General features: G+C 68.1%; 23 protein-coding genes and 1 pseudogene. 6 read left to right on the top strand and 18 right to left on the bottom strand.

The window, feature by feature from the left end; all coding sequences use genetic code 11:
• The first annotated feature begins 7 nt into the window (after nt 1-7).
• Nucleotides 8-1063 carry an AAA family ATPase gene (locus EXE63_RS12445; protein WP_168142220.1) on the top strand — a complete coding sequence of 352 codons (1056 nt, stop codon included), beginning with the start codon at nt 8-10 and terminating at the stop codon, nt 1061-1063.
• Here EXE63_RS12445 and EXE63_RS12440 read toward each other — a convergent pair.
• The 8 genes from EXE63_RS12440 to EXE63_RS12405 form a co-directional block, all read right to left on the bottom strand.
• Entirely contained in the window at nt 1060-2295 is a 1236-nt protein-coding gene (locus EXE63_RS12440; RefSeq protein ID WP_168142219.1) for an alpha-hydroxy acid oxidase, read from the bottom strand. The two genes, EXE63_RS12445 and EXE63_RS12440, sit on opposite strands and share 4 nt — an antisense overlap.
• Nucleotides 2292-3788 carry a rhamnulokinase gene (locus tag EXE63_RS12435; RefSeq protein ID WP_168145548.1) on the bottom strand — a complete coding sequence of 499 codons (1497 nt, stop codon included), beginning with the start codon at nt 3786-3788 and terminating at the stop codon, nt 2292-2294. The genes EXE63_RS12440 and EXE63_RS12435 overlap by 4 nt, the downstream gene beginning before the upstream one ends.
• Nucleotides 3788-5827 (bottom strand): bifunctional aldolase/short-chain dehydrogenase, encoded by a 2040-nt coding sequence (locus EXE63_RS12430; protein ID WP_168142218.1) that lies wholly within the window; start codon nt 5825-5827, stop codon nt 3788-3790. The genes EXE63_RS12435 and EXE63_RS12430 overlap by 1 nt, the downstream gene beginning before the upstream one ends.
• Nucleotides 5828-5829: 2 nt before the next feature.
• On the bottom strand, nt 5830-6978 hold the full coding sequence (gene rhaI / locus EXE63_RS12425; protein WP_168142217.1) for an L-rhamnose isomerase: 1149 nt from the start codon (nt 6976-6978) through the stop codon (nt 5830-5832).
• An 11-nt stretch (nt 6979-6989) separates the two neighbouring features.
• Nucleotides 6990-8306 carry an MFS transporter gene (locus EXE63_RS12420; RefSeq protein WP_168142216.1) on the bottom strand — a complete coding sequence of 439 codons (1317 nt, stop codon included), beginning with the start codon at nt 8304-8306 and terminating at the stop codon, nt 6990-6992.
• A 31-nt stretch (nt 8307-8337) separates the two neighbouring features.
• On the bottom strand, nt 8338-8664 hold the full coding sequence (locus EXE63_RS12415) for an L-rhamnose mutarotase (protein WP_168142215.1): 327 nt from the start codon (nt 8662-8664) through the stop codon (nt 8338-8340).
• Between the two features lie 91 nt (nt 8665-8755).
• The gene (locus EXE63_RS12410) at nt 8756-9757 is read right to left on the bottom strand and encodes a LacI family DNA-binding transcriptional regulator (RefSeq protein ID WP_105363039.1); all 1002 of its coding nucleotides are present in this window, start codon (nt 9755-9757) and stop codon (nt 8756-8758) included.
• Entirely contained in the window at nt 9751-10362 is a 612-nt protein-coding gene (locus EXE63_RS12405; RefSeq protein WP_168142214.1) for a TetR/AcrR family transcriptional regulator, read from the bottom strand. The genes EXE63_RS12410 and EXE63_RS12405 overlap by 7 nt, the downstream gene beginning before the upstream one ends.
• A gap of 63 nt (nt 10363-10425) precedes the next feature.
• Here EXE63_RS12405 and EXE63_RS12400 point away from each other — a divergent pair, with 63 nt between their 5' ends.
• Nucleotides 10426-11685 (top strand): aromatic ring-hydroxylating oxygenase subunit alpha, encoded by a 1260-nt coding sequence (locus tag EXE63_RS12400; protein ID WP_168145547.1) that lies wholly within the window; start codon nt 10426-10428, stop codon nt 11683-11685.
• On the opposite strand, the gene EXE63_RS12395 is transcribed toward EXE63_RS12400, so the two are convergent.
• The gene (locus EXE63_RS12395) at nt 11645-12568 is read right to left on the bottom strand and encodes a LysR family transcriptional regulator (protein ID WP_168142213.1); all 924 of its coding nucleotides are present in this window, start codon (nt 12566-12568) and stop codon (nt 11645-11647) included. The genes EXE63_RS12400 and EXE63_RS12395 overlap by 41 nt on opposite strands.
• Before the next feature lie 83 nt (nt 12569-12651).
• Between EXE63_RS12395 and EXE63_RS12390 the strand changes: the two genes are divergently transcribed.
• The gene (locus EXE63_RS12390) at nt 12652-13671 is read left to right on the top strand and encodes an alpha/beta fold hydrolase (RefSeq protein WP_436277747.1); all 1020 of its coding nucleotides are present in this window, start codon (nt 12652-12654) and stop codon (nt 13669-13671) included.
• 38 nt (nt 13672-13709) lie between these two features.
• On the top strand, nt 13710-15017 hold the full coding sequence (locus tag EXE63_RS12385) for an HNH endonuclease signature motif containing protein (protein ID WP_168142211.1): 1308 nt from the start codon (nt 13710-13712) through the stop codon (nt 15015-15017).
• 7 nt (nt 15018-15024) lie between these two features.
• Here the strand turns inward: EXE63_RS12385 and EXE63_RS12380 are convergent, their stop codons facing one another.
• Nucleotides 15025-15447: a nitroreductase family deazaflavin-dependent oxidoreductase gene (locus EXE63_RS12380; protein WP_105363042.1), complete on the bottom strand. Its 423-nt coding sequence runs from the start codon at nt 15445-15447 to the stop codon at nt 15025-15027.
• A 67-nt stretch (nt 15448-15514) separates the two neighbouring features.
• On the opposite strand from EXE63_RS12380, the gene EXE63_RS12375 reads away from it, so the two are divergent.
• On the top strand, nt 15515-16357 hold the full coding sequence (locus EXE63_RS12375) for a sulfurtransferase (protein WP_210000477.1): 843 nt from the start codon (nt 15515-15517) through the stop codon (nt 16355-16357).
• On the opposite strand, the gene EXE63_RS12370 is transcribed toward EXE63_RS12375, so the two are convergent.
• Together EXE63_RS12370 and EXE63_RS12365 are read right to left on the bottom strand one after the other, a co-directional pair.
• Nucleotides 16351-16869 carry a hypothetical protein gene (locus EXE63_RS12370; protein ID WP_168142210.1) on the bottom strand — a complete coding sequence of 173 codons (519 nt, stop codon included), beginning with the start codon at nt 16867-16869 and terminating at the stop codon, nt 16351-16353. The genes EXE63_RS12375 and EXE63_RS12370 overlap by 7 nt on opposite strands.
• Nucleotides 16866-17777: an alpha/beta hydrolase fold domain-containing protein gene (locus tag EXE63_RS12365; protein ID WP_168142209.1), complete on the bottom strand. Its 912-nt coding sequence runs from the start codon at nt 17775-17777 to the stop codon at nt 16866-16868. Before EXE63_RS12365 ends, EXE63_RS12370 begins: the two co-directional genes overlap by 4 nt.
• A 72-nt stretch (nt 17778-17849) precedes the next feature.
• Between EXE63_RS12365 and EXE63_RS12360 the strand changes: the two genes are divergently transcribed.
• Nucleotides 17850-18308 carry a PPOX class F420-dependent oxidoreductase gene (locus EXE63_RS12360; RefSeq protein WP_168142208.1) on the top strand — a complete coding sequence of 153 codons (459 nt, stop codon included), beginning with the start codon at nt 17850-17852 and terminating at the stop codon, nt 18306-18308.
• Here EXE63_RS12360 and EXE63_RS12355 read toward each other — a convergent pair.
• The 6 genes and pseudogenes from EXE63_RS12355 to EXE63_RS32885 all read right to left on the bottom strand — a co-directional run.
• A complete protein-coding gene (locus tag EXE63_RS12355) occupies nt 18305-19126 on the bottom strand; it encodes a thioesterase family protein (protein WP_168142207.1) in 822 nt (273 codons plus the stop codon). The two genes, EXE63_RS12360 and EXE63_RS12355, sit on opposite strands and share 4 nt — an antisense overlap.
• Before the next feature lie 22 nt (nt 19127-19148).
• On the bottom strand, nt 19149-20237 hold the full coding sequence (locus EXE63_RS12350; protein ID WP_168142206.1) for an MSMEG_0565 family glycosyltransferase: 1089 nt from the start codon (nt 20235-20237) through the stop codon (nt 19149-19151).
• Between the two features lies 1 nt (nt 20238).
• On the bottom strand, nt 20239-21081 hold the full coding sequence (locus EXE63_RS12345; RefSeq protein ID WP_168142205.1) for a carbon-nitrogen hydrolase family protein: 843 nt from the start codon (nt 21079-21081) through the stop codon (nt 20239-20241).
• Nucleotides 21082-21090: 9 nt separating this feature from the next.
• Nucleotides 21091-22512, bottom strand: coding sequence for an MSMEG_0567/sll0787 family protein (locus EXE63_RS12340; RefSeq protein WP_168142204.1), 1422 nt, complete (start codon nt 22510-22512; stop codon nt 21091-21093).
• Nucleotides 22512-23567 (bottom strand): MSMEG_0568 family radical SAM protein, encoded by a 1056-nt coding sequence (locus tag EXE63_RS32890; RefSeq protein WP_234904568.1) that lies wholly within the window; start codon nt 23565-23567, stop codon nt 22512-22514. Before EXE63_RS32890 ends, EXE63_RS12340 begins: the two co-directional genes overlap by 1 nt.
• A gap of 492 nt (nt 23568-24059) precedes the next feature.
• Nucleotides 24060-25007 (bottom strand): annotated as a pseudogene (locus EXE63_RS32885) (AMP-binding protein); the annotation flags it as partial.

The raw sequence follows: 25007 nt of genomic DNA, 5'->3' as shown, positions 1-25007 counted from the left end.
GATCCGTATGCCGTTCCTCACCGACATGTACCACGAGCAGAACGCGGTGCGGGAGTGCACGGACGAGGATGTGATGACTGCCGGCCCCGCGGGCTTCGATCAGCAGGCTTTCCTCGATAGGTTGGGCGGTCGGATACTCGGTCAGCCCGATGCGCTTGAGGCAGTGGCCCGTACGGTGGCGATCGCGCGGGCCGGGGTCACCGATCCCGGTCGGCCGTTGGCGAGCGTCCTGCTCGTCGGACCTACCGGGGTCGGTAAGACCGAGCTTGTTCGCCGGATTGCCGCGGAACTACGTTCTGGCCCAGACGATCTCTGTCGTATAGATATGGCGGCGCTGGCGCAGGAACACTATGCAGCATCGTTCTCCGGCGCTCCACCGGGATACGCGGGCAGTAAGGAATCGTTCACGCTGTTCGACAAGAACAAGATCGAGGGCGACCCGTTCATGCCGGGTATTGTCCTGCTCGATGAGATCGAGAAGGCCGATCCCACAGTCATCCGCGCACTGCTGCACGTGTTGGACAGTGGTTGGCTGCGACTCGCCAACGGCCGCGAGACGATCTCTTTCCGCAACAGCTACGTCTTCATCACGTCGAACCTCGGCTCAAGAGATGCGGCTGAGGAACTGCGTCACGAACGGCGGTGGTACCGCAGGGCCCGCCGCATGCACACCGGGCGGTCGCGGAAGACCGTCATCGATGCGGTCGAGAGCTTTTTCGATCCTGAGTTCTTCAACCGCATCGACGAAACCGTCGTCATGGATGCTTTCCAACCTGCAACAGCCCGCCAGGTGACCGCCCTTGAAGTGGACATCGTCGTAGGCAGACTCGCGCGGGAGTCTGTGGAGCTCAGGGTGGATCCCGCCGTCCTGGACCTGCTACAAGACGGCGGTTTCGATCCCGTCTACGGTGCGCGCGGACTTCGACGCACCATTCGGCGGCACTTGATCGCACCGGTTGCCGAATGCGTCCTCGCCTCACGCCCTTCGGGCAGGTCGCCGATCGTGTTGAGGGCATCGGTGTCGGCCGACTCGGTCGTGGTGACCGCAGGCCGGCCGAGCTAGGTGATGTGGCGCGGCACCAGGCGCTGCAACTGCGTCACGTGCTCGGGCACCAGCTCATCGAGGGACGCGACGCCGAGCAGTCGCATGGTGCGTGAGATCTGGTCGGAGAGGATCTCGATCATCCGGTCGACACCGGCTTCACCGCCGGCCATCAGGCCGTACAGATAGGCGCGTCCGACGAGGGTGAAGCGCGCGCCCAGGGCGATGGAGGCGACGATATCGGCGCCGGACATGATGCCGGTGTCGAGGATGACCTCGGTGCGATCACCCACCACCGGTGCGACCTGGGGAAGCAGGTGGAACGGGATCGGGGCCCGATCGAGCTGGCGTCCACCATGATTGGACAGCACGATGCCGTCCACACCGAGATCGGCGACGGCCTGTGCATCGGCCACGGTCTGGATGCCCTTGACCACCAGCTTGCCCGGCCACTGCGACTTGATCCAGGCCAGATCCTCGAAGGTCACGGTCGGATCGAACATGGTGTCGAGCAGCTCGGCGACGGTGCCCGACCAGCGGTCGAGTGAGGCGAACGCCAGCGGCTCGGTGGTCAGGAAGTCGATCCACCACTGCGGCCGGGGAATCGCGTTGAGCACCGTGTTCGCGGTGAGCGCGGGCGGGATCGACATGCCGTTGCGTTTGTCGCGCAGCCGCGCCCCGGCGACCGGGACGTCGACGGTGACCAGTAGCGTGTCGTATCCGGCCGCGGCGGCGCGCTCGACCAGGGCCATCGAGCGGTCCCGGTCCTTCCACATGTAGAGCTGGAACCAGTTGCGCCCGTGCGGGTTGGCGGCCTTCACATCTTCGATGGATGCCGTGCCCATGGTGGACAGCGAGAACGGGATACCGGCGCGGGCGGCGGCGCGCGCGCCCGCGTATTCGCCCTCGGTCTGCATCATCCGGGTGAACCCGGTGGGCGCGATCCCGAACGGCAGCTCCGAACGGCCGCCCAGAATGGTGCAACTGGTGTCGACCTTGGACACGTCCCGCAGGATCGCCGGATGGAACTCGATGTCCTGGAATGCCTGCCGGGCCCGCGCCAGCGACAGCTCGGCCTCCGCGGAGCCGTCGGTGTAGTCGAACGCGGCCCTGGGGGTGCGGCGCTTGGCGATCGCGCGCAGATCCTCCACGGTCAGCGCCGCGGCAAGCCGGCGGGTGCGGGCATTGAGCTCGGGCTTCTTGAACTGCATCAGTGGAGCCAGATCGGCGACCTTGGGGATGCGACGTTTCATGACAGGACCTCTTTCACGCCGATGCGCTTTCCTGGCCCGACCGTACGCGCGATGCGGGTGCGCCGGGTGCGGGGTGTGTACTGCTGGGGCGGGAACCTGGTGGCAACGATATGGCGCAGCGCCTCGAGATCGCCATCGACCAGGTGGTGGGCGCGCGCGCTGATCAGCACATTGCCCAGTGCGGTGGCCTCTACCGGGCCGGCCAGCACGGGCAGCCCGGCCCGATCGGCGGTCAGCTGGCACAACAGTCTGTTCTGGGATCCGCCGCCCACGATGTGCACCGTGCGCACCGGTGTACCGGATAGCTCGGCGGCCCGGCGCACCCCGTCGGCGAATGCCGCGGCCAGGCTTTCCACGATCGCCCGGACAACTCCGGGTCGGGTCACCGGGACCTGCAGACCCCGCTCGTCGTACCAGTCGCGGATCCGGGCGGGCATGTCGCCGGGGGCCAGGAACCGTGGGTCTGCGGTATCGAAGTCGTCGAAGGTGGCGCGTACCTCACCGGCTTGGGCCAGCAGCTCGGACAGGTCGGCGCGGTAGCCCTCGCGCTGGTACTGCCGGACGGTCTCGCTGAGCAGCCAGAGCCCCATCACGTTGTGCAGGTAGCGGATCCGGCCGTCGGCGCCGACCTCGTTGGTGAAGTTCGCTTCCCGGCCGGCCTCGGTGACCACCGGAGAGCCGACCTCCACCCCGACCAATCCCCAGGTGCCGCAGGAGATATAGGCGGCGCTGCCGGAATCCATCGGGACCGCGACGACAGCGGAGGCGGTGTCGTGCGAGGCGACGGTGGTGACCGTGGTGGCCGGTGTGAGGCCGAGGGAATCGGCCACCTCGCCGAGCAGCGGGCCCAACTCGTGACCGGGTTCGACCAGGGCGGGGAACAGGTCCGGGCGCAGCCCCAACCGGACGGCGAGATCATCGTCCCACTCACCGGTGGTGCGTAGCAGACCGGTCGTCGAGGCGTTCGTGCGTTCGGTGACCTGGCGGCCGGTGAGCCAATACCCGATCAGATCGGGTATCAGAAGTGCACGATCCGCGAGATCGAGCTGACCACCGGCCTTTTCGGCGGCCAGCTGATAGATCGTGGTGAAGGGGAGGAACTGCAGGCCGTTGCGGGCGTACAACTCGGCGGGGTCGATCGTGCGGTGCACCGCACACACGCCGCCGTCGGTGCGGGAATCGCGGTAGTGGTAGGGCAGCGAGGCCAGCGCACCGCCCCGTAGCAGGCCGTAGTCGACGGCCCACGAATCGATGCCGACGGCGACCAGGTTGTCCGACCGCCTTCCCGCTTCGGCCAGTCCGGCACAAGCTTCCCGGAACAGCCCCGGGACATCCCAGTGCAGGGCGGTGCGACGGCCGTTCCACAGGTGCACCGGATCATTGGCGAAGCGGGCGACCTGTTCCAATTTCAGCCGGCCCGGCCCGATGTCCGCGAGCATCACCCGGCCGCTGGTCGCGCCCAGGTCGATGGCGGCGACCTGACCGGACCGCATCACCTGAGGAAGGCTGCGGCGACGCCGGCGTCGACCGGTACGTGCAGCCCCGTGGTGTGCGAGAAGTCGCTGGTGCACAGCGCGAACGCGGCGTTGGCGATATTCTCTGGCAGCACTTCGCGTTTGAGCAGGGTGCGCTGGGCGTAGTAGGCGCCGAGCTCCTCCTCGGGCACTCCGTACACCGCGGCGCGCTTGGCGCCCCAGCCGCCGGCGAAGATTCCCGAACCGCGCACCACGCCGTCGGGGTTGATGCCGTTGACCTTCACCCCGTGCTCGCCGAGTTCGGCGGCGAGCAGCCGAACCTGATGGGCCTGGTCGGCCTTGGTGGCCGAGTAGGCGATGTTGTTCGGTCCGGCGAACACCGAGTTCTTCGAGGAGATGTAGATGATGTCACCGCCCAGCTTCTGGTCGATCAGGGCGCGCGCGGCGGCCTTGGAGACCAGGAAGGAGCCGCGGGCCATCACGTTGTGCTGCAGATCCCAGTCCGCTGCGGTGGTGTCCAACAACGACTTCGACAGTGACAGCCCGGCGTTGTTGACCACGATGTCGATACCGCCGAAGGCCAATGAGCTGGCGTCGATGGCGGCCTGTACCGCGTCCTCGTCGGTGACGTCCGCAGCGATACCGATGGCGACATCGGCATTGCCGATCTCGGCCGCGGTCTCGGCGGCTTTGCCGGCGTCCAGATCGGCGATGACCACGCAGGCGCCCTCGGCCGCGAGTCGGGTGGCGATGGCCTTGCCGATCCCCGACGCGGCGCCGGTCACCAGCGCGATGCGGGTGGCCAGGGGCCTCGGCTTGGGCATGCGGGCCAGCTTTGCCTCTTCCAGTGCCCAGTACTCGATGCGGAACTTCTCCGACTCGTCGATGGGCGCGTAGCTGGAGATTGCCTCGGCGCCGCGCATCACATTGATGGCGTTGAGGTAGAACTCGCCGGCGACCCGCGCGGTCTGCTTGTCCTTGCCGTAGCTGAACATTCCGACGCCGGGGATCAGCACGATCGCCGGGTCGGCGCCCCGCATCGCGGGACTGTCGGCGGTGGCGTAGCGCTCGTAGTAGGACTGGTAGTCGGCGCGGTACTGCTCATGCAGTTCGGTCAGGCGTGCCTTGCTTTCCTCGATGCCGGCGCCGGCGGGCAGGTCGAGCACCAGCGGCTTGACCTTGGTGCGCAGGAAGTGGTCGGGGCAGCTGGTACCGAGCCCGGCCAGTCGGGGATGCTCGGTGGCGCCGAGGAATTCGAGTACCGGGGCGACATCGGTGAAATGTCCGACCTGGGGGCGGTCCGCGGAGGCCAGGCCACGGATGAACGGGGCCAGCGCGGCGGCCTTGGCGCGTCGCTGCGGCTCCGCCAGTGCGGCGTACCCGTCCAGCGGCGCGCCGAAGGGCTGCTCCGCACCGTTGGCGCGGATGTACTCCTCGGCGGCGCGGATGATCTCCAGCGAGTTGGCCTTGGCCTCGTCCGAGGTTTCGCCCCAGGCGGTGATGCCGTGCCCGCCGAGGATGCAGCCGATTGCCTGCGGGTTGGCCTTCTTGATCTCGGCGATGTCCAGGCCCAGCTGGAATCCCGGACGGCGCCACGGCACCCACGCCACCCGGTCACCGAAGATCTTGCTCGTCAGCGCTTCTCCGTCGGCCGCGGTGGCGATGGCGATACCGGAGTCGGGGTGCAGGTGGTCGACGTGTGCGGCATCGACCAGCCCGTGCATCGCGGTGTCGATCGACGGTGCGGCGCCGCCCTTACCGTGCAGGCAGTAGTCGAACGCCGCGACCATCTCGTCCTCACGGTCCACGCCGGGGTAGACGTCGACGAGGGCGCGCATGCGGTCCAGCCGCAGCACGGCCAGTCCGTTCTCGGTGAGGGTACCCAGGTCGCCACCGGATCCCTTGACCCACAACAGGTCGACGTTCTCACCGGTCACCGGGTCGGTATCGGTGCCCTTGGCCGAGGTGTTGCCGCCCGCGTAGTTGGTGTTCTTCGGGTCCGAACCGAGCGCATTGGAGCGTGCGATCAGATCGGCGACGGTGGTGTTGTTGGCCATACCTATGCTCCCCACGAGGATTGAGTTCCGCCGACCCGCTCGGCGTTGATGGTGTCCTGGTAGCCGCTGTCGCGAAAAGCGGCCATCGGGTCCGCGGGGAGGCCCTGGGCGGCGCGGCGCTCGGCGAGCATGGGACGGACGTCGGTGTAGAACGCGTTCATGAAGATCTCGTTGGCGCCCAGTACATCTCCGGTTTCCTGGGCAGCGGTCAGTGCCTCGGTGTCCACCAGCCCGGCCCGCGCCGTCATCTCCTGGACGTTGAGCACCGAGCGGATCTGGCCGGGGATCTTCTCTTCGACGTTGTGACACTGGTCGAGCATGAGGGCGAGATCCGATCCGGATTCCAACCCGCCGCCGCGGATCACCTCGAACATGATCCGGAACAGCTGGAACGGATCGGCCGCGCCCACGATCAGGTCATCGTCGGCGTAGAACCGCGAGTTGAAGTCGAAGGAGCCGAGCTTTCCCAACCGCAACAGTTGGGCGACGATGAACTCGATATTGGTGCCCGGCGCGTGGTGTCCGGTGTCCAGGCAGACCTTGGCCCGTTCGCCGAGCGCCGTGACATGGGCATAGGAGGTGCCCCAATCCGGCACATCGGTGGCGTACATGGCGGGTTCGAAGAACTTGTACTCCAGCACCAGCCGCTGGTCGGCGCCGATGTGCTGGTAGATGGCGGCCAGCGATTCGGCCAGCCGGTCCTGGCGGCCGCGGATGTCGCCCTGGCCGGGGTAGTTGGTGCCATCGGCCAGCCAGATCTTCAGGTCGCGGGAACCGGTTTCGTTCATCACCTCGATGCAGCCCAGGTGGTGGTCGATGGCCTTCTGCCGCACAGCCTTGTCGGTGTGGGTGAGGCTGCCGAACTTGTAGTCGTCGTCCTGGAAGGTGTTGGAGTTGATGGTGCCCAACCGGACCCCGAGGTCGCCGGCGTAGCGTCCGAGTGCGGCGTAGTCGTCGACGGTGTCCCATGGAATGTGCAGGGCCACGGACGGTGCCAACCCAGTCAGCCGGTGCACGGTGGCAGCGTCGGCGAGCTTCTCCTCGATGGTGCGCGGGGTGCCCGGGGTGCCGAACACCTTGAAACGGGTGCCGGAGTTCCCGAATGCCCAGGAAGGCAGTTCGATGGCGAGATTATCCAGTGCGGTAGTCATCTGCGGGTTCCTCAGACTGCGGTGTAGGGAGCTTGTGCCGGCGCGCTGACAGGTGCCCCGTAGCGCTCGGACTCGATCTGCTGCAACGACTTACCCTGTGTCTTGGGCGCCCAGACGGCGCCGATGATCAGGGCGACGGTCAGCAGTCCGACCAACAGGATGCCGACGGTGGTCAGGCCGGTCGCGGCGAGCATGGTGGGGAAGAAGTAGCTGAGCAGGCCGGTGGCGGTGCGCACCACGAAGAACATGATGCCCTGGGCGCTGGCCCGGTACGGGGTGGCGAACAGCTCGCTGGCCCACAGGCTGTAGAAGGCCTGGCAGCCGATGCCCGCCGAAATACCCCACAGCACAGCGAAGATCAGCATGGTGGAGATGCCGCTGTCGGTGAAGGCAACCAGCACGATCCAGCCGACGATCCCGAGTGCGGCACCGAAGATGTAGAGGGCGCGCTGAGAGACCCGGTCGGCATAGCGCATGAATCCGAAGTAGGTGGCGGCCACGGTGCAACCCCACACCAGCACCTGCAGCAGGTTCTGCTGCACGGGGCTGTGCAGGCCGGCGGTGTCATAGACGCGCGGCATGAAGATACCGGCCTGGCCCGCCACGGTGTTCCAGAACAGGTAGATGCCGCCGAGGAACAACAGGGCGGTGATGTTGACCTTGCGGGAGAACAGGCCGCGCACACCCCGTGCGCCCACCGAGGACTGCAGCTCGCGGCTCTCGTCGACGGCTTCCTCTTTCCAGATCTGCGATTCGGCCAGGCCCTGCCGGATCCACCAGACGATCGCGGCGACGACGAACAGGTGCACGAAGATGATGCGCGACCCGAGCAGTTCCAGCGGGGCCAGCGCGGCGGCGAGCGCGAAGCCGATGAACGGCCCGACCGACCAGGCCAGCTGGGCGGTGCCCACGTGCTTGGCGCGCTCGCCCGACGGCGCCTGCTCGGCGATATAGGTCCAGGAGGCGGGCACTCCGGCGCCGACGGCGATACCGGTGATGATGAACGCCGCCAGCAGCATGGTGAAGTTCATCGCGAACGCGGCCAGCAGCACGCCCGCCATGTACACCACCAGGTCGTAGGTGTAGATGGCCTTGCGGCCGAAGCGGTCGCAGAGCGGCCCGCCGATCGCGGCACCGATGGCGGCACCGAAAGCGTTGGCGCTCAGGGCCGCCAGCAGTCCGACGGCGAAGTTGCTGATGCCGAACTCGGCCTGCCAGAACCCGAGGCTGGTGGCGATCGCGATGATCGATCCGGCCTCGATGTAGTTCGACATGGCGACCGAGATGGTCGCCCGCCAGCCGGTGGTGGAGCGCGCTCCGATTTTCATGGGTGTCCTAGTCCTGTGCAGAAGGGGATGATCAAGCCAGATGGAAGTACTCGGTGAGCAGCTCGAGGCTGCTGTCGGGGTGGGCCTCGGTGCGGAAGTACTGAGCCATCTGCTCCTGCCACGTGTCGTTGATCGCGGTCCGGCTCATCTCGGCGGTGGCGCGGGCGAAATCGTCGGTCTCCAGATAGCCCACCACCATGCCCTCGTCCGGGCGCAGGAACAACGAGTAGTTGCGCCAGCCGGCGGCACGCAGTGCGTCGAGCATCTCGGGCCAGACCTCGGTGTGCGCCTCGAGGTAGTCGTCGACGCGGTCGGGCTTCAGGTGCATCACAAAGCACACGCGTTGGATGTCGTCCATTCGCCACTCCCTGATTGAAACGTTTCAATTTGTGATGGGGGCAGCAATAGGACGTGACCGCCGACGCGTCAAGCGCCCCGTTGTGCCCGGTTCACGCCCGTGTCGAGAGCCGGGTCACCAGCTCGGGCTGGAACAGGACATGACGAGGATGGCGTCCGGCATTGTCGGTCGCCTTGATCAGCAGATCGATTGCAGTGCTGCCGATTTCGATACTGGGCTGGCGCACCGAGGTCAACGGCACCACGGCGGAGCGGGCGAACTCGATATCGTCGTAGCCCACCAGCGCGATGTGTCCGGGCACCGTCACATCGCCCATCAGGGCAAGTGCCTGGAGCACGCCGATGGCCACCAGATCGTTGGCGCAGAAGATCCCGTCGGGCCGGCTCGATGCCGGTCGGTCGCGGATCTGCTCACCCACCGCGCGGCCGGCCAGCACCGTCAGTGCCGGTGTCGAGATGACCTCCAGTTCGGCATCCGGGACCTGCTGCAAGGCGTTTCGGGCACCCTGCAGGCGGTCGCGGACCTGGCGCAGTTCGGGGGGCCCACCGACGAAGGCGATCCGCCGCCGCCCTATCCCGGCCAGATGCTCCGCGGCCAGCGTGCCTCCGGCAATATCGTCGACCGCGACCGAGTCGAAATCGGTGCCCGACCCGTCACGGTCGACGAGGACGACGGGAGTGCCGCGCCGGCGCAGCGCGTCGAGGCGGTCGAAGTCGTCGCCGACGGGGGACACCAGCAATCCGAACACCCGCTGCTCGTCGAATGCGTCGATGTAGGAGCGCTCCCGCTGCGGGTCGTCATCGGAGGTGCCCAACAGCAGGGTCAGATTGTGTTCGGTGGCCCGGGCCCCGGCGCCGCGGGCGATATCGGTGAAGAACGGGTTGCCGACGTCCAGGACGACCAGACCGACGCAGCGGGACCGGCCGGCCTTGAGTTGGCGGGCGGCGTCGTTGCGGACGAACCCGAGTTCGTCGATGGCGGCCTGTACCCGCGCGACGGTGGCCGGGGACACCTTGTCGGGTGAATTGAGCACATTGGACACCGTGCCGACCGACACGGCCGCCGCCGCGGCGACCTCTCGGATGCTCACCATGTGCGCTCGCTCGCGTGGGCGCGGACCGCGGGGGCGATCCAGGAGTTCAGGAAGGCCCGCAGATCGCGGCCGGTGCGCGCCGGGCGGCCCGGATCGAGGATGAAGGACTGCAGGGTTCGCAGCATGAACTCGACCAGTTCTTCGAGTGTGTCGTCGACGAAACCCGCTGCGGCCCAATCAATGTCGAAGCGCTCCAGGATCGACCGGCCGAAGCCGATCGCCAGATCCGAAGTGACCCCCGCGGTGAACGCGCTCGCCTTCCCGGGCTGCAGCACCAGGCTCAGGTACCTGTCGTGCGGAAGCTGCTCGAACGTGTAGGCCAGTCCTTCGACAACGGCCTCGGTCGGGTCGGTGATCGAGCCCAGCCGGTCGGCCAGCCGGTCGAGGAAGGACGCCACCGAGGAGACTGCGGTGGCGGCGAGCAGGGTCTCCTGGGTCGGGAAGTAGCGGTAGATGGTCTGCCGGGTGACACCCAGCGTCTGGGCCACCTCCGACACGCTCACCGTTCCGCGGGTGTCGATGGCGGCGCGACTCGCGGCGATGATGCGGTTCACCGCTTCGTCGTCGTCGATCGGGATATCGCCCGACCAGCCGTGCCTGCGCATGGGTCGATCGTCGCACGATCTCCGTCGAAGTCTTGACAACACAATCAATGATGAATGTATGGTCTGAATGTGATCACCAGCCCAGTGAAGAGCACCGACGAAGAGTTGACCCGCCGTGCGCTGCGCCACGCCCTGGACGGCACCACGGATATGGCCGACCGCGAACTCAAGGTGCCGCTGCACTACTACCGTGATCCGAAGATCACCGAGATCGAGGAATCACAGATCCTGCGCAGGGTGCCGCTGGCGATCGTGCCGTCCGCGCAGATCCCGGAGCGCAACGATTATGTGGTCCGCACGGTCCTCGGCGATTCGCTCCTGGTCACCCGGGACCGGGCCGGCAAGAGTCACGTCCTGCTGAACTACTGCCGCCACCGGGGTGCCATGCCTGCCTGTGGCGCCGGTAATGCCGCCAGATTCGTCTGTCCGTACCACGCGTGGACGTACAAGAACACCGGCGAACTGTTCATGGTGCCGGGCAAGTCCGGCTTCGACTCGATGGACGTCAAGGACTATGGCCTGGTCGAACTGCCGTCCGAGGAACGCTACGGATTCATCTGGGCCGTGCTCACCGCCGACGCCACCATCGATCTGGATGCGCACCTGGGGCCACTGAAAGATGAACTCGCACTGTGGGATTACCGCTCCTACGGCTATCACACCGAACGGGAGTTCTCCTCGGAGGTGTCCTGGAAGGGAGCCTTGGAGGCGTTCGCCGAGGGGTACCACTTCCCCTTCGTGCACGGTGAGAGTCTCATCGGCCAGAACACCCTGCCCAATACGGGTGTCTACGACGAGTTCGGCAAGCACCACCGCATCGGATTTCCGTTCAGCTGGATCAAGAACCTCGCCACCGGAGCGACGGGGAAGGCGGACACCGGGGCGAGCGGAGCGACGGGGGAGGCGGACACCGGGGCGAGCGGAGCGACGGGGAAAACAGGGGTCGATCCGGCTGCATCGCTCGATCCGTCGGCCAACATGGGCGTCATCTACTGGGTGTATCCCAACCTCATCCTTGGCAACAGCCCGGTCGGCGTGGAGATCATCGACATACTGCCCGAGGGGGACCCCACCCGCTGCACCGTCCGGCACAGCTGGATGGGACGCATCCCTGCGACCGATGACGATATGCGCGCGCTCTACGACACCGTCTACGAGGGGGTGCACGCCGCGGTCCGTGATGAGGATTTCGCGATGCTGCCGCAGTGTGGCCAGGGCGTCCGGCACGGCCAGCACGATCACATGGTCATCGGCCGCAACGAGATTGCGGTGCAACACATGATCAAGGTCTTCGCCCAGGAACTCGGCGTTGCGCTGGGGTAGCCGCGGCGGCCGCCAGTAGCGTGTCCGCCAGCCGGGTGCCGGCCGGCGTCATTCGCACCGCCGGCGGTGAGGCCAGATAGACCTGCCACGTCACCTGTTGTGCCAATGGGTAGGAGCGCAGGTCGGGGAATCGGTCGGCCTCCGAGGCCGGCATGAACGTGGTGCCCAGGCCGTTGCGCACCAGTTCGGCGATCGCCGCGAATCCGGCGGGCACCTCGTACGGGGTGCGCGATTGCACACCGACGGCGTGGAACGCATCGTCCATCAGCCGGCGCAGGCCGAAATTCGGTGGGAAGCCGACCAGCTCGGCGGTCGCGAGATCTGTGAGATCGACCGGAGTGGCGGCAGTCGGCATATCCTGTGCCCGGCACACGTAGACCATCGGCTCCTCGAACAGCAATCGCATGTCCAGACTCGGTGGAAGGCGCTCCGGCACCGACACCAGCGCCAGATCCAGTGAGCCTTCGGTGAGCGCGGACAGGTAGGCCGACGCACCGCTCTGACTCAGGTGCAGGCGGAGCCGGACATGCGGGTTCTCGCGATGGAACTGTCCGAGAGCGGCCGCGACATCCAGCGGACCGAAGGCAATGAGCGAGCCGAATTCGACAGTACCCGAGAGGGTTCCGCGGAACTCCTGGACCGATTCTGCGGCGGCCCTGGCGGTGTGCAGCACGTCCAGGGCGTGGCTGCGGAACCGTTCACCGGCGGCGGTCAGGCTGATCTGCTGCCGGGACCGGTCGAACAACTGCACCTCGAGCTCGCGCTCGAGCTTGGCCACGGAGGTCGACAGTGCGGACTGCACGACATGGGCGCGCGTCGCGGCGCGGGAGAAGCTCATCTCGGCCGCCACCGCGACGAAGTACTCGAGTTGTCGTAGCTCCATCCGACCAGCGTATCGATAGCAGTGATGACAGGTATCGAAAGCAATCGTTGGACTTGATGGGCTGCCGGGGGTGTGATGATCGGGTGGACATCAGTAGACGGAACTTCGCCCGCATCACCACCGCGGCGGCGGGTGCGCTGACCCTCGCCGGGTGCACAACCGCGCCGCACGCCACCGGAGCGCCTCCGGTGGCGCCGCCCGCGCCCACCCACACCCTCGGCCCGGTCCGACAGATCAAGGCCGGCCTGCTCGACGTCGGTTATGTCGAGGCGGGACCGGCCGGTGGGCGGCCGGTCATCCTGCTGCACGGCTGGCCCTACGATATTCACAGCTACGCCGACGTCACCGCTGACCTTGCGGCCCAGGGCTTTCGGGTGATCGTCCCGTTCACCCGCGGATTCGGGTCCACCCGGTTCCTGTCCAGCGAGACCGTCCGCAACGGGCAGCAGGCAGCGATCGGTCACGACGTGATCGATCTGATGGACGCGCTGAACATTCCCAGCGCCATCCTCGGTGGGTACGATTGGGGCGGCCGGACAGCCAATGTGGTTGCCGCACTGTGGCCGCAACGCGTGAGCGGGCTGGTGGCGGTCAGTGGCTACATCGTCGTCAACCTCGCGGCGAACCTCGAACCGTTGTCACCGCAGGCCGAATACGGTTGGTGGTACCAGTACTATTTCGCCACTCCGCGAGGCGAACTCGGGTACCGGCGCAACACCAGGGACTTCAACCGGCTCATCTGGCAGAACGCCTCACCGCTGTGGCAGTTCACCAACTCCACCTACGAGCTGAGCGCCGCCGCCTTCGACAACCCCGATCACGCCGAGATCGTCGTGCACAACTACCGGTGGCGCCAGAGCCTGGCGCCCGGTGAAAACCGTTACGACGCCGACGAACAGCGGCTCGCGGGCCGACCCACGATCGAAGTGCCCACCATTACCTTCAGCAGTGACTTCGATGGCCCGGCCAAGGACGGCCACGGCTATCGCGGGCAGTACACCGGACCGTACGAGCACCGGATCCTCGACGGTATCGGGCACAACGTGCCCCAGGAGGCGCCAGCTGACTTCACCGCGGCGGTGGTCGACGTCAGCCGTATGTGAGCGGATTTTTTGTCGGACCCCTCTGCGATAATCGTGGTATGCCGCCGCCGACAACACCTTTCGCCGCACACGCACCTCGGGTGTCGCGGTTGGAGGTGTTGTTCGAGGAGATGGCGGAGTTGACCGGGCAGCGCAATGCGATCGATGGGCGGTTGGTGGAGATCGTCGCCGAGATCGATGGCAGGGGCACCGATGACGGGAACTCGTTGTGGGGGGCGACCGGCTGCCGGTCCATCGAGGCATTGGTGGCGTGGAAGACGGGGGTCAGCCCGCGCCGCGCCGAGACCATGGTCGCCGTCGCCCACCGCATCGACGACCTTCCCCGCTGCACCCAGGGCTTGCGGGACGGCCGGGTGTCACTCGATCAGCTCGGAGTCATCGCCGAAGGTGGCGGGCAGGGCTGCGATGAGCACTACGCCGAGCTCGTCAAAGTCGCCACCGTGTCCCAGTTGCGCACCGCGGTCAAACAGGAACCCCGCCCCGACCCCGAGCCCGAACCCAAGCGCAAGATCACCAAGATCGAGAACGACGATTCCACGACGTGGCGGATCACCCTGCCCAAGGTGGAGGCCGCGAAATTCGAGGCCGGCCTGCAATCCCACCGCGACAAGCTGGTCGCGGACTGGAAACGCGACCACGACACGGCAGACAGCATCGACCCCGAGGACGGCTGGGCCCGCGACGGCGACGCCGAGACCACGGTGTCCGGGCAGGCCCCGCCGTTCCCCGACGCGGTGGATGCGTTCATGAGTCTGATCGAGGCCGGCTGGGACGCCGACGTGGCGGCCCGTCCGCACGGCCAGCACACCACCGTGGTCCTGCACCTCGACCTCGAGAAACGGGTCGCGGCCCTGCATCTGGGCCCCGCCCTGTCCGCAGACGATCGCCGCTACCTCACGTGTGATGCGACGTGCGAGGTGTGGCTCGAACGCCACGGCCGCCCCATCGGTGTCGGGCGGGCCACCCGCACCATCAACCGGCGGCTCCGCCGCGCCCTGGAGCACCGCGACCAGACCTGTGTCGTCCCGGGTTGCGGGGCCACCCGCGGGCTGCATGCCCATCATTTGGTGCACTGGGAGGACGGCGGACCCACCGAGCTGTCCAACCTGGTGCTGCTGTGCCCATTTCACCACCGCCTGCACCACAAAGGTGTCATCACCCTGACCGGGCCCGCCGAGAACCTCAAAGTCACCGACAGCGACGGCGAGCCAATGACCGACAGCTCGCTGGCCAGACCACCCACCACACCACCACCAGATGTGCCACCCTGCCCTGGGCCAAAAGGCGAACGCGCCCAATGGTGGTGGTACACGCCGTTCGCACCACCACCGCCGACGACCAACTAGGCGCCGGCTACTCCAGCACGAAAACCGGGATCAGCCGGTCGGTCTTGGTCTGGTACTCCGCGTACGGCGGGTAGGCCTCAACAGCGAGCTTCCACCAGTGTTCGCGCTCGGCGCCCTCGATCTCGCGGGCGGTCAACTCGACGACCTTGTCGCCGTCCTGCGCGGTGACCTGGGGATGGGCCTTGACGTTGTGGTACCAGGACGGATGCTGCGGATCGCCGCCCTTGGAGGCGACCATGGCGTACTTGCCGTTCTCCTCGACGCGCATCAGCGGCACATAACGCTTCTTCCCGGACTTGGCGCCGGTCGTGGTGAACAGCACGATCGGACGGTCCAGCACCTCGACCCCGTCGGTGGTGCCGTTCTCGATGATGCGTTTGGTCTGCTCGCGTACCCAGTCGGTGGGGCTCAGCTCGGGGTTGTCAGTCATAGCGCCAATAACAGCACGGCCGGCGCCGGCTATTCCGCATCTTGGCCGGATCTGAGACCCTCGCCGGGTGACTGCACGCGGTGATGTCTTCATATCGGTGACCGAGCTCGCCCAGCGCCTCGATGCCGGCGACCCGACGACCATCCTCGATGTCCGGTGGCAGCTGGGTGCTCCCGACGGGCGTGACGCGTACGAAGCCGGGCACCTGCCCGGGGCGGTGTACGTCGGGCTGGAGGATGAACTCAGCGACCACGGTGTGCCCGATCGCGGCAGGCATCCGCTGCCATCCGGGACGCATCTGCAGGAGGCCGCCCGGGGCTGGGGTCTGCGCCGCGGCGTGCCGGTGGTGGTCTATGACGACTGGAACCGAGCCGGGTCCGCCCGCGCCTGGTGGGTGCTGCGCGCCGCGGGCATCACCGATGTGCGCATCCTCGACGGCGGGCTGTCCGCGTGGCGGGCCGCCGGGGGCGCGATGCAGACCGGAGCGGTGACGGCACCTCCCGGGGACATCGTCGTCGAACGGCACGATCTCTACGCCGGCGCTCTGCCGACACTGACCGCTGAGGAGGCCGCCGAACACCCGAACCTGCTCGACGCCCGCGCCCCCGAACGGTTTCGCGGCGAGGTTGAACCCGTCGATCCGGTGGCCGGCCACATCCCCGGCGCTAAGAACCTGCCCAGCACCTCGGTGCTGACCGCCGACGGGACCCTGCTGTCCGAGGATGAGCTGTCGGCCCTGGCCTGGTCGTTCGGTGGCTCCGAGCAGGTCGGGGTGTACTGCGGGTCGGGTGTCACCGCCGCGGTGCTGGTGGCCGCGTTGTCGGCCGCCGGCGTCGACGCGGCGCTGTTCCCCGGGTCGTGGTCGCAGTGGAGTGCGCAGGAGCGGCCGGTTCAGACCGGTGATCAGTGATGGGCAATCATCTTGACCGCCACGACCGCGGCACCGGCGCCGGCCAGTAGCAGCACCGCCAACACCTGCTGCCACCACACCAGCCCGGCCCGGTGCACCGCGGCGAAGGCGATGAGTCCCATCTCCGCGACCAGGAACCACATGGCGATCCACACCGCGGTGGGAGTCTCGAGCACGCCGAAACCGGCCAGTGCCAGGATCAACACGGGCGCCGCCGCGGCCTGCAGGATCTGGCCGGAGGACGCGAGCATCGCCCAGGCCGCACGGCCGCGTGGGGCCTTTCCCTCCACACTGAGCCGGGCGATGAACTCGGCCAGCAGCGCCGCCGCCCACAGGCCGCCCGCGGCGACTGCCACGTCGACCACCCGGAACCACGCGTTCGTGTCCACGCTCGTATAGCGGGCCAGCGCGGCGAGTGTGGCCAGACATGAGATGGCGCCGTACATCCGCTCCCGCAACGCGGCGACCACATGTTCGACGGCCGGGCCGTCCCGCACCTCGGGCGGCTTCACGTGAGCCGCTCCAGCAGGAAGGTGCCGATCTCCCGGATCGAGGTGTCCATGATCTCGCGATTTCCCTGGGTGTTGAAGGCGTGATCGACCGGGTAGGCGGTGTGGGTGACATCGACGCCGGCGTCCCGCAGGCGGCCGGCGATCTCCACCATCTCGGGCCCCAGCGTGTCGAGATCACCCGTCTGGATCAGGGTGGGCGGCATCTTCTTCGGCAGCTCGGTGTCGTGATACGGCGATGCGACCGGGCTGTCGTGGCTGGCCGGATCCACGAAATAGAGGCGGGCCGAAAGCTTCTGCAGCGTCGGCGAAATCGCCGCGTTGGCCTTGGGCGAGGTGCGGTCGGTGCGCGTGCAGTCGGCGACTGCGTAGGACAGCACCGCCGCCCGCAGCGCGATCGCGGTGTCGTGTGCGTACTGCACGAGGTTCATGCTGAGCTTGGCGCCGGCGCTGGCCCCGCCGACGCTGACCCGTTCGGCGTCCCAGCCCTGTTGGTCGGCATGGTCGAGTGCCCACTGCAGCACATCGATGCATTCCTCCTCTGCCACAGGGAAAGTCACCTGCGGTGCGGCGTGATAGTCGATAGCCAGCACCACACAGCCGATATCGGAGGCCAGGAAGCGGCAGATATGGGCATCCTCATGGGTGTTGCGCAGCACGAAGCCGCCACCGTGGATGTCGATGTGCAGCGGCGGACGGCGGGTGGCGGTGCCGCTCAGCGGCGACGCCGGATGCGGCCGGTAGACGAAGCAGCGAACCGGGCCGTGTCGGGTGGGCACCCGCACCACGGCGGGCGGGTCGAGGCGGTGCGCCGGGCGGGGGATGTTGGGTGGCCGGAACACCAGCGGAGCGGCCTGCTGAGCCAGGTACGCCAGCGCGTACTCCAGCGGCGCGATCCGGGGGTTCGGCATGGCAGATACCGTACCGGGAGCTATTCGCGCGGCGGCGGTATCGCCGACGAGCCGCGGCCTAGACTGCCGGGTATGGCCCGCAACTACGCAACCGCTGACCAGGTCTCACTCGAGGAATTGCTGGCGTTCGTCCGTCCTCGTCACGCGATGGTGCTGACCACGTTCCGCGCCGACGGCTCGGTGCAGAGTTCCCCGGTCACCGGCGGGGTGGATGAGCAGGGACGCATCGTCGTCGCCAGCTATCCGCAGCGCGCCAAATCGGTGAACATCGGGCGGACCCCGCGGGCCAGCGTGACCGTGCTGTCCGAGGAGTTCCACGGTCCCTACGTTCAGATCGACGGTGACGCCGAACGAGTGGACCTGCCGGAGGCGGTGGAGCCACTGGTGGACTACTTTCGTGCGGTCGCCGGGGAGCACTCGGACTGGGATGAGTACCGCCAGGCCATGGTCGATCAGGGAAAGTGCCTGCTGCGCATCACCCCTCGGCGCTGGGGCCCGGTGGCCACCGGCGGCTTCCCGCCGCCACGCTAGTTGGGCCGCCGGTACTTGCCCTTCGGGTCGAAACCGGAATTGCTTATCGCGGTGGATAACCCGGTACCGATCGGGCCGAGGTGGTCGAACAGCCCGGTCGATCCGGTGGCGATCCCGTCGGCGCTGGTGTGGCTCAGTGCGGCCAGCCCGATGTACGGGCCATCGGGTAGACGGCTGAGCGCCAGGGTGTAGTCGGCGTTGATGAAGGCCAGGCCCGCGGTGCTGAAGTTGGTCATCGAACTGGTGACATCGACCGCCATCGCCGCCCGGATGAACGGCGTCGGTGCTTCGCCGGCCACCAGATCGCGGAACTCGCGGACCCAGGCATAACGCGGTCCCGCCTGCTGCCAAGGGAATTCCAGGCTGTTGGAGTCTGCTGTCGGCCCGTAGGCCCGGATGAACATCGGGACGTTGTCCCCGATATCGGTGGGTTCGGCCGGTATCGGCGGCAGGGTGAGCGCCGTGCTCCAGAACTCGCCGGCGGGCTGGGTGCCGCGGCGCAGGTAGAGCGCCGAGGCGCGGGCGACGAGGTGGCCGTCCTGGATCATCGCGGCGTCCACGGCGCGCATCCGGCCACCGGCACGCACGACGGTGGCGCTGACCCGGACCGGTTCGGTGGCCACCCGGCGCAGGATCTCGACCGTCAACCGGGCGGGGTGCAGATCGGGGTCATCGACCTGGGCCTCGATGGCGCGGGCGAGCAACCCACCGACGACCTGCCCGCCCAGGGTGGGGCCCCAGCCGCCGTGGGCGATCGGGTTGGGCACCAACTCGTCGCCGCGCGGGGTGAGAAACGGCGTCGCCGTGGTGCCGGTCATACCGGCGATATTACAAACACAGTTACCGTTGCAACAACGGTAGCTGTTCGCGGTAGAAGTCGAGGTGCGCACGGGCGGCGTCGTCCCAGGTCAGGGTGCGGGCGAGGGCGCGCCCCTGGGCGGAATCCTCCGGTTCGGTGAGCAGGTGCGCCATCGCGGCGGCGAACCCCGCGGGATCATCGGCGTACCGCACGGTGTCGCCGAACACCTCACGCAGCACCGGAAGATTCCGGGCGACCACCGGGCGGCCCGCCGCCAGTGCCTCCAGCGCGGCCAGGCCGAATCCCTCCTTTGCCGACGGGAACGCGAACACCTCGCAGGCCGCGACCAGACTGGGCAGTGCGTCGTCGGCGATGGCGCCGAGGATCACCGGAGTGATATCCAGGGCCGCGCAGCGAGAATCGAATTCGGCGCGGTAATCGCGGTAGTCGAAGAGCGTCTCGCCCCCGGCGATGACCAGCTGCAGATCCGGGTGATCCCGGCGGAGCAGGTGAAAGGCCTCGACGAGATCCACGGTGCCCTTGCGGGGCTCGATACCGCCGACGGTCAGCACATAGCGACCCAGCTCGTGGCGCCAGCGCCGACGGCCCTGAGTGTCCGAGGCGGCATCGATGAACCGTTGCGCATCAACACCATTGGGAATCACCTCCGGAGAGAGGCCCCACCCGGACCGCACCTCGGCCGCCACCGCGGCCGACACGCAGATGCGGGCATAGGGTGCCACGATCGCCTTCTCGTGGCACTCGGCGAGAATCGGGGTGGTGAACTCGTCGAGATGGTGGATGGTGCGGATGCAGTCGCCGACGGCGTTGGCGCTGATGCAGTCCTGCGCGTGCACGATGTCGTAGTCGTCCGGGGTGAAGGCCCTGGCCAGCACCTCGATCGAGCGCACGATCCGGTCGGTGACGGTGTCGCCGGGCAGGTCGGCGAACTCGACCAGCCGGATGCCGACCGCGGGGTCCACGGCCCGGAAGAAGCCCCGATCGCCGGCCCTGGCCAGCGACCACACGGTGACATCGGCACCCCGGCGGGCCAGCGCCTCGGCCAGGTTCACGGTGTGCACCACACCGCCGCGGGGCTTGGTCGAATAGGTCAGCAGCGCGATCCGCATCTCAGCCCTGCGATCCGGCGTGATAGATGTCCGGACGTAGCTCGGACAGGTGATTCAACACCCTTCGGGCCCGGCTGATTTCGGCCTGCACATCGATCTCGGCCTTGGCCAGCCCACCCTTGGAGCGGGTGTTGGCCAGGATGTCCCCACCGGGCCCGACGATCTTCGCCTGGCCGAGGAAACGCAGGTTCCCCATCACGCCGGTCTGGTTCGACGACACCAGCACCACCTGGTTCTCGGCGGCGCGCGCACAGTCGTACAGATCGAACAGCCGCGACTGGCGGTCCGCGGGCAGCCGGGATGCGCGGTCGGTGATGCTCGCGGGCCAGGCGGACAACGCCGCGATGATGTGCGCACCGTCCAGGGCCAGCGCACGGGCGGACTCGGGGAAGGTCTTGTCGTAATCGATCAGCATGCCCACCGGCCCGACCGGGGTGTCGAAGGTGCTGAACCGGTCACCGGCCAGATACGTCAACGCCTCACCGGCCGGCTGGTGCACCTTGCGGTAACTACCGAGAACACCGTCGCCGGACACACAGATCGCGGCGTTGTACCGGCTGCCACCGGCCGCGGCCTCCGCGTACCCGACACACACCGTCATCGGCCCCGCCGCGGCGATCACCGCGCTGATCTCGGGGCCGTCCGGGTCGAGCGCGGGCGGCGGATCGTTGGGGTCGGGCGCCCGGAAGTCCCCGATGTACCCGCCTAGGCTGGCGTCGGGCAGGACCAGGAAGTCGACGCCCTCACGGGCCGCGGATTCCACGATGCCGACCACCTTGGACACACCACGGTCCACGTCGCGGCCGAAATGTGCCGCCACCGCGCCCAGGGTCACCGGTGCCATGCGCTCCCCTCAGGCCGGGCCGATGCCGGTGACCGGCGATGCCAAAGCGGTCGTCGTCACCCCGTCCGGCCAGCGTAGGCGTACACCTGGCGCGGCGGTCAGCGACCCGCAGTCCGCGGCCACCACCCCGTCGGGCAGTTCGGCCGGGCTGCGGTGCACACCCGCGGTCAGCATGGCGAAACCCGGAAAACAGGTCAGCCAGGGGCCCATGTCGGCGGCAGCCGGACGCGGCACCGCAGACATGTCGAGCTCGGCGCCGGTGCCTCCGGCCTCGGCCAGCATGCCCAGCGTGCCGACGACGCCGGCCATGCTCACGTCCTTGGCGGCGCGGGGCCGCGTCGCCGCCACCAGACCGGCCATCGCGGCCAGGTCGGCCGAGCTGCGCGCGCTGGTCGAATCCCATTGTTTGCCGGTGTAGCCCGGCCGCCATCCGCCGCTCAGGTCGGCGGTGAGTCGGATCCGGTCACCGGCGGCCGCACCGCCGGCCGGGACCGGATCGGTCGTGCGTCCCAGCGCCGTCACCGCCAGCGCCGCGGGTACCCCGAGTTGGGTATGCCCGCCGAGCACCGGAACCTGCCAGGCCACCGACGCCGCGGTGATACCGCGAATCACCCGGTCCAGTACCGAACGGGTCGGCGCACCGACGGCGTCGAGCAGACCGGTCGGGCTGGCACCCATCGCCGACAGGTCGTTGATGTTCACCAGGACCGCGCACCAGCCGGCCCACTCCGGGTCGCGTTCCACCATCGACGGAATGATGGCATCGCAGGCGGCGACGAGGTCGGTCCCGGGAACCGGCGCACCGTCGTCACCGACGAACCCGGCCGGGCCGAGCCCGCCGCGCACGGAACGCAGTGGGGCCAGCGTGGCGCCGAGGAACGATTTCGTGGCCTGGGCCAGGCCGTCAAAGGGATTGAGCGGCCAGCGCATCCGCTCATGTGGCTGCCCGGCGACCACGGTCTGGCCCAGACTGTCCCAGCCCAGGGCGGTGAACCGTGACCGGTAGCGCCGTTGCACGGTGGCCTCGAACCGCAGCACTCCGGCCGACTCGACGTAGGCGCACGCGGCTCTGATCAGTGCGGGTCCCACCCCGGCGGAACGGATCTCGGCAGCGGTGACCAACCGACTGCCGGTCCACCAGCCCAGATCGACCGAACCGACCGGCGCCAGCCGCACCCCGCCCAGCACCGTGCCTGCGGCGTCGGTGGCCACCAGCACCACGGCGCGGGGATCGTCGTCGGTGTCATCGCGGTCACTGCCGGTGAACAATCCTTGTTCGTCGACGAACTCGTCCTTGCGCAACCGTCGGTAGCCGTCCAGGTCGGCCGCGCTCTCGGCGCACCGGATGAGAAACGCTGCGGGCGGCCGTGATCCGGCCAGGATGGACAGGTCTGCCGGAAATCCGTGTGCGCTGCTGTCGAACTGGATCATCAGGCGCCCAGTCCCTGCAGTACCGAGCAGGCCCCGCAGGCCGCACACCCGGCGCGCTGGTCGGCGCCCGCCATCCCGGCAAGGGTGAGCAGCGCGGCGACCTCGCGGGACACCTTCTCGACGACGGCGGCGTCGGGTGCGCCGGCGCGGTCGATATCGACGGCCAGCGAGCCCGGCTGGGGACGGAACGGCACCACGAACGGGTACACGCCCATCTCGATGAGTTCGGCTGCGCCGTCGACGAGTTCGTCGGGATCCTCACCGAGACCGACCAGCAGATAGGTCGAGACCTGATTGCGTCCGAACACCCGCACGGCCTCGCGCCAGGCCTGGTGATACTGCTGGACCGGCACTGTCGCCTTGCCCGGCATCCAGCGCCTGCGGACCTCCTCGTCGAGGGATTCGATGTGGATGCCGATGGCGTCGGCGCCCGAGTCCCGCAGTTCGGTGAGGACGGCGAGGTCGGCAGGAGGCTCGCACTGCACCTGGATCGGTAGTGCCGGCACCGCAGCCTTCACTGCCCGCACACACCGGGCCAGATGACGGGCACCGCGGTCGGTACCGGCCGAGGTTCCGGTGGTCATCACCATCTGCGTGACGCCGTCCAGACGCACCGCCGCCTCGGCGACCTCGGCGAGTTCGGCCGGTCGCTTGACCGCCGTGGTGGCGCCGTCGCGCAACGACTCTTCGATGGTGCAGAACCGGCAGCGCTGATCCGCGGTGTACCGGATACAGGTCTGAACCACTGTGGTGGCGAGCACATTTCGACCGTGCAGGCGGGCCAGCTTCTCGTATGGCACACCGTCGGCGGTGCGCAGGTCGTAGAACGTGGGTCGTTCGATGACCTCGACGTCGAGTCCGGTATCTTGACCGTCCAGCAGCACCCGGGTGCCGTCGAACACGAACGGGCTGTCCGCATTGCGGGGGATCGCGGCATTGAGACCGTCGATGACGAGGTGTCCGTCGGCGCTCGGGCCGGCACCGGCGGAGCGGCTGACGGGTGGCCGGCCGCGGAAGCCGAGCAGAGCCAGGTCGACTCTGGTGGAAACCGACATAGGTGACTCCTGGGTGACGGGTGCTGCGGTGGATTGAAAGGCGCTCCGGCGCACCTTGCCTGCCTGATTGCGCAGTCGACTGCGCCTGATGTGGACGACGGCGGGAACCTCGGGGGCGGAGAGTCGGCTCCGGCTGAACTCGATGAGTGCCGAGGACTCGACCTCTGCGGTACCTATGTCGACGGTCGCAGTGAGCCCGGACGCGGCGTCCCCGGTCACCACCGCCTCCCGGACCGCAGGATGCTGGATGAGTGCGTGTTCGACACGGGTCGGGTACACCGGGGTGCCCCCGGCATCGATGACGTCGGAAGCGCGTTCGACGACGGTCAGGTAGCCGTCGGCGTCCAGGCAACCGAGATCACCGAGGCTGTCCCAGCCGTCGTGGGTGCGTCGGGACTGCCCGCCCAGGTACCGGTAGGCCGGTTCGGCTCCCCGGCGCATCCAGATATGGCCGACCCCACCGGTGGGGACGGGCGTACCGTCGGGGGCCGTGATGCGAACCTCGGTGCCGCCGATGGGTTTTCCGACGCTTCCCGGTCGCTGCAACCATTCGGAGCCGGAGATCATGGTCAGCCCGTTGGATTCGCTACCCGCGTAGACCTCGATGACGCGGTCGGCACCGAGCCAGTCGATGAGGGCGTGCTTGTCCGCAGGTGCGCACGGTGCGCCGAGGTGCAGCACCGATGCCAACGACGGGAGATCCGCCGAGGGGCGTAGGCGCACCAACTGGTGAATATCGCGGGGGGAGAGCAGTGTCCAGCTGACGCCGTGCCGTTCGATCAGCGTGCAGAACCGATGCTCGTCGAACGTGTCGGTGAGGACCAGCCGATGCCCGGTCAACAGGCCACGGAACGCGTAGGTGAACTGGGCGGAGTGCCACAGCGGAGCGGTGACCAGCTGAGTGGACGCGCGCGGCAGGAACGGCGCCACCTCGCGGTCCGGATCGATCAGCGCCGGCGCGGCGGCCAGCACGAGCTTCGGCAGACCGGTGCTTCCGGAGGACGCGGGCGCCTTCCAGCTGGAGGCCCAGGTGTCCGGTAGCGGCCCGGCTGGGTGAGCACTGCGATGACCGCCCGGCAGCCAGGGGATCGAGGGATCTTCCGGCGCCGAACCCACGGCGAGTGCCGGTCGGGCCAGCGTCTCCAGGTGGCGGCGTTCGTGTGCACCGCCTGCCGGCGCCCATGGGCTCGGGGTGGCGCCGGCCTTCCAGACCGCGACACACGCCACGATGAACTCGATGCTGTTCGGCATGGCCACGGTGACCAGGTTGTCGCGGGAAACGCCGTGGGCCAGATACTCTCGGGCCAACCGGTTGCTCGCCGCATCGAGCTCGGCCGCGGTGAGGCTGCGCCCCTCGTGGTCACTGATGACCACGACCTGATCGGGGTCGGAGGCCGCGCGTGCCGCGATGACCCGGCCGAACGACTGTCGTCCCTGCAT

This window comes from Mycolicibacterium frederiksbergense, from assembly GCF_012223425.1.
GTDB lineage: Bacteria > Actinomycetota > Actinomycetes > Mycobacteriales > Mycobacteriaceae > Mycobacterium > Mycobacterium frederiksbergense.
Note: the sequence above shows the minus strand (reverse complement) of the source record. Positions and strands in the feature narration are given on the sequence as shown.

What these genes read in the sequence shown, in the direction of transcription:
- EXE63_RS12445 (WP_168142220.1), top strand. Translation starts at nt 8, where the DNA reads ATGCCGTTCCTCACCGACATGTACCACGAGCAGAACGCGGTGCGGGAG.
- EXE63_RS12440 (WP_168142219.1), bottom strand. Translation starts at nt 2,295, where the DNA reads ATGAAACGTCGCATCCCCAAGGTCGCCGATCTGGCTCCACTGATGCAG.
- EXE63_RS12435 (WP_168145548.1), bottom strand. Translation starts at nt 3,788, where the DNA reads ATGCGGTCCGGTCAGGTCGCCGCCATCGACCTGGGCGCGACCAGCGGC.
- EXE63_RS12430 (WP_168142218.1), bottom strand. Translation starts at nt 5,827, where the DNA reads ATGGCCAACAACACCACCGTCGCCGATCTGATCGCACGCTCCAATGCG.
- rhaI (WP_168142217.1), bottom strand. Translation starts at nt 6,978, where the DNA reads ATGACTACCGCACTGGATAATCTCGCCATCGAACTGCCTTCCTGGGCA.
- EXE63_RS12420 (WP_168142216.1), bottom strand. Translation starts at nt 8,306, where the DNA reads ATGAAAATCGGAGCGCGCTCCACCACCGGCTGGCGGGCGACCATCTCG.
- EXE63_RS12415 (WP_168142215.1), bottom strand. Translation starts at nt 8,664, where the DNA reads ATGGACGACATCCAACGCGTGTGCTTTGTGATGCACCTGAAGCCCGAC.
- EXE63_RS12410 (WP_105363039.1), bottom strand. Translation starts at nt 9,757, where the DNA reads ATGGTGAGCATCCGAGAGGTCGCCGCGGCGGCGGCCGTGTCGGTCGGC.
- EXE63_RS12405 (WP_168142214.1), bottom strand. Translation starts at nt 10,362, where the DNA reads ATGCGCAGGCACGGCTGGTCGGGCGATATCCCGATCGACGACGACGAA.
- EXE63_RS12395 (WP_168142213.1), bottom strand. Translation starts at nt 12,568, where the DNA reads ATGGAGCTACGACAACTCGAGTACTTCGTCGCGGTGGCGGCCGAGATG.
- EXE63_RS12385 (WP_168142211.1), top strand. Translation starts at nt 13,710, where the DNA reads ATGCCGCCGCCGACAACACCTTTCGCCGCACACGCACCTCGGGTGTCG.
- EXE63_RS12380 (WP_105363042.1), bottom strand. Translation starts at nt 15,447, where the DNA reads ATGACTGACAACCCCGAGCTGAGCCCCACCGACTGGGTACGCGAGCAG.
- EXE63_RS12365 (WP_168142209.1), bottom strand. Translation starts at nt 17,777, where the DNA reads ATGCCGAACCCCCGGATCGCGCCGCTGGAGTACGCGCTGGCGTACCTG.
- EXE63_RS12360 (WP_168142208.1), top strand. Translation starts at nt 17,850, where the DNA reads ATGGCCCGCAACTACGCAACCGCTGACCAGGTCTCACTCGAGGAATTG.
- EXE63_RS12355 (WP_168142207.1), bottom strand. Translation starts at nt 19,126, where the DNA reads ATGACCGGCACCACGGCGACGCCGTTTCTCACCCCGCGCGGCGACGAG.
- EXE63_RS12350 (WP_168142206.1), bottom strand. Translation starts at nt 20,237, where the DNA reads ATGCGGATCGCGCTGCTGACCTATTCGACCAAGCCCCGCGGCGGTGTG.
- EXE63_RS12345 (WP_168142205.1), bottom strand. Translation starts at nt 21,081, where the DNA reads ATGGCACCGGTGACCCTGGGCGCGGTGGCGGCACATTTCGGCCGCGAC.
- EXE63_RS12340 (WP_168142204.1), bottom strand. Translation starts at nt 22,512, where the DNA reads ATGATCCAGTTCGACAGCAGCGCACACGGATTTCCGGCAGACCTGTCC.
- EXE63_RS32890 (WP_234904568.1), bottom strand. Translation starts at nt 23,567, where the DNA reads ATGTCGGTTTCCACCAGAGTCGACCTGGCTCTGCTCGGCTTCCGCGGC.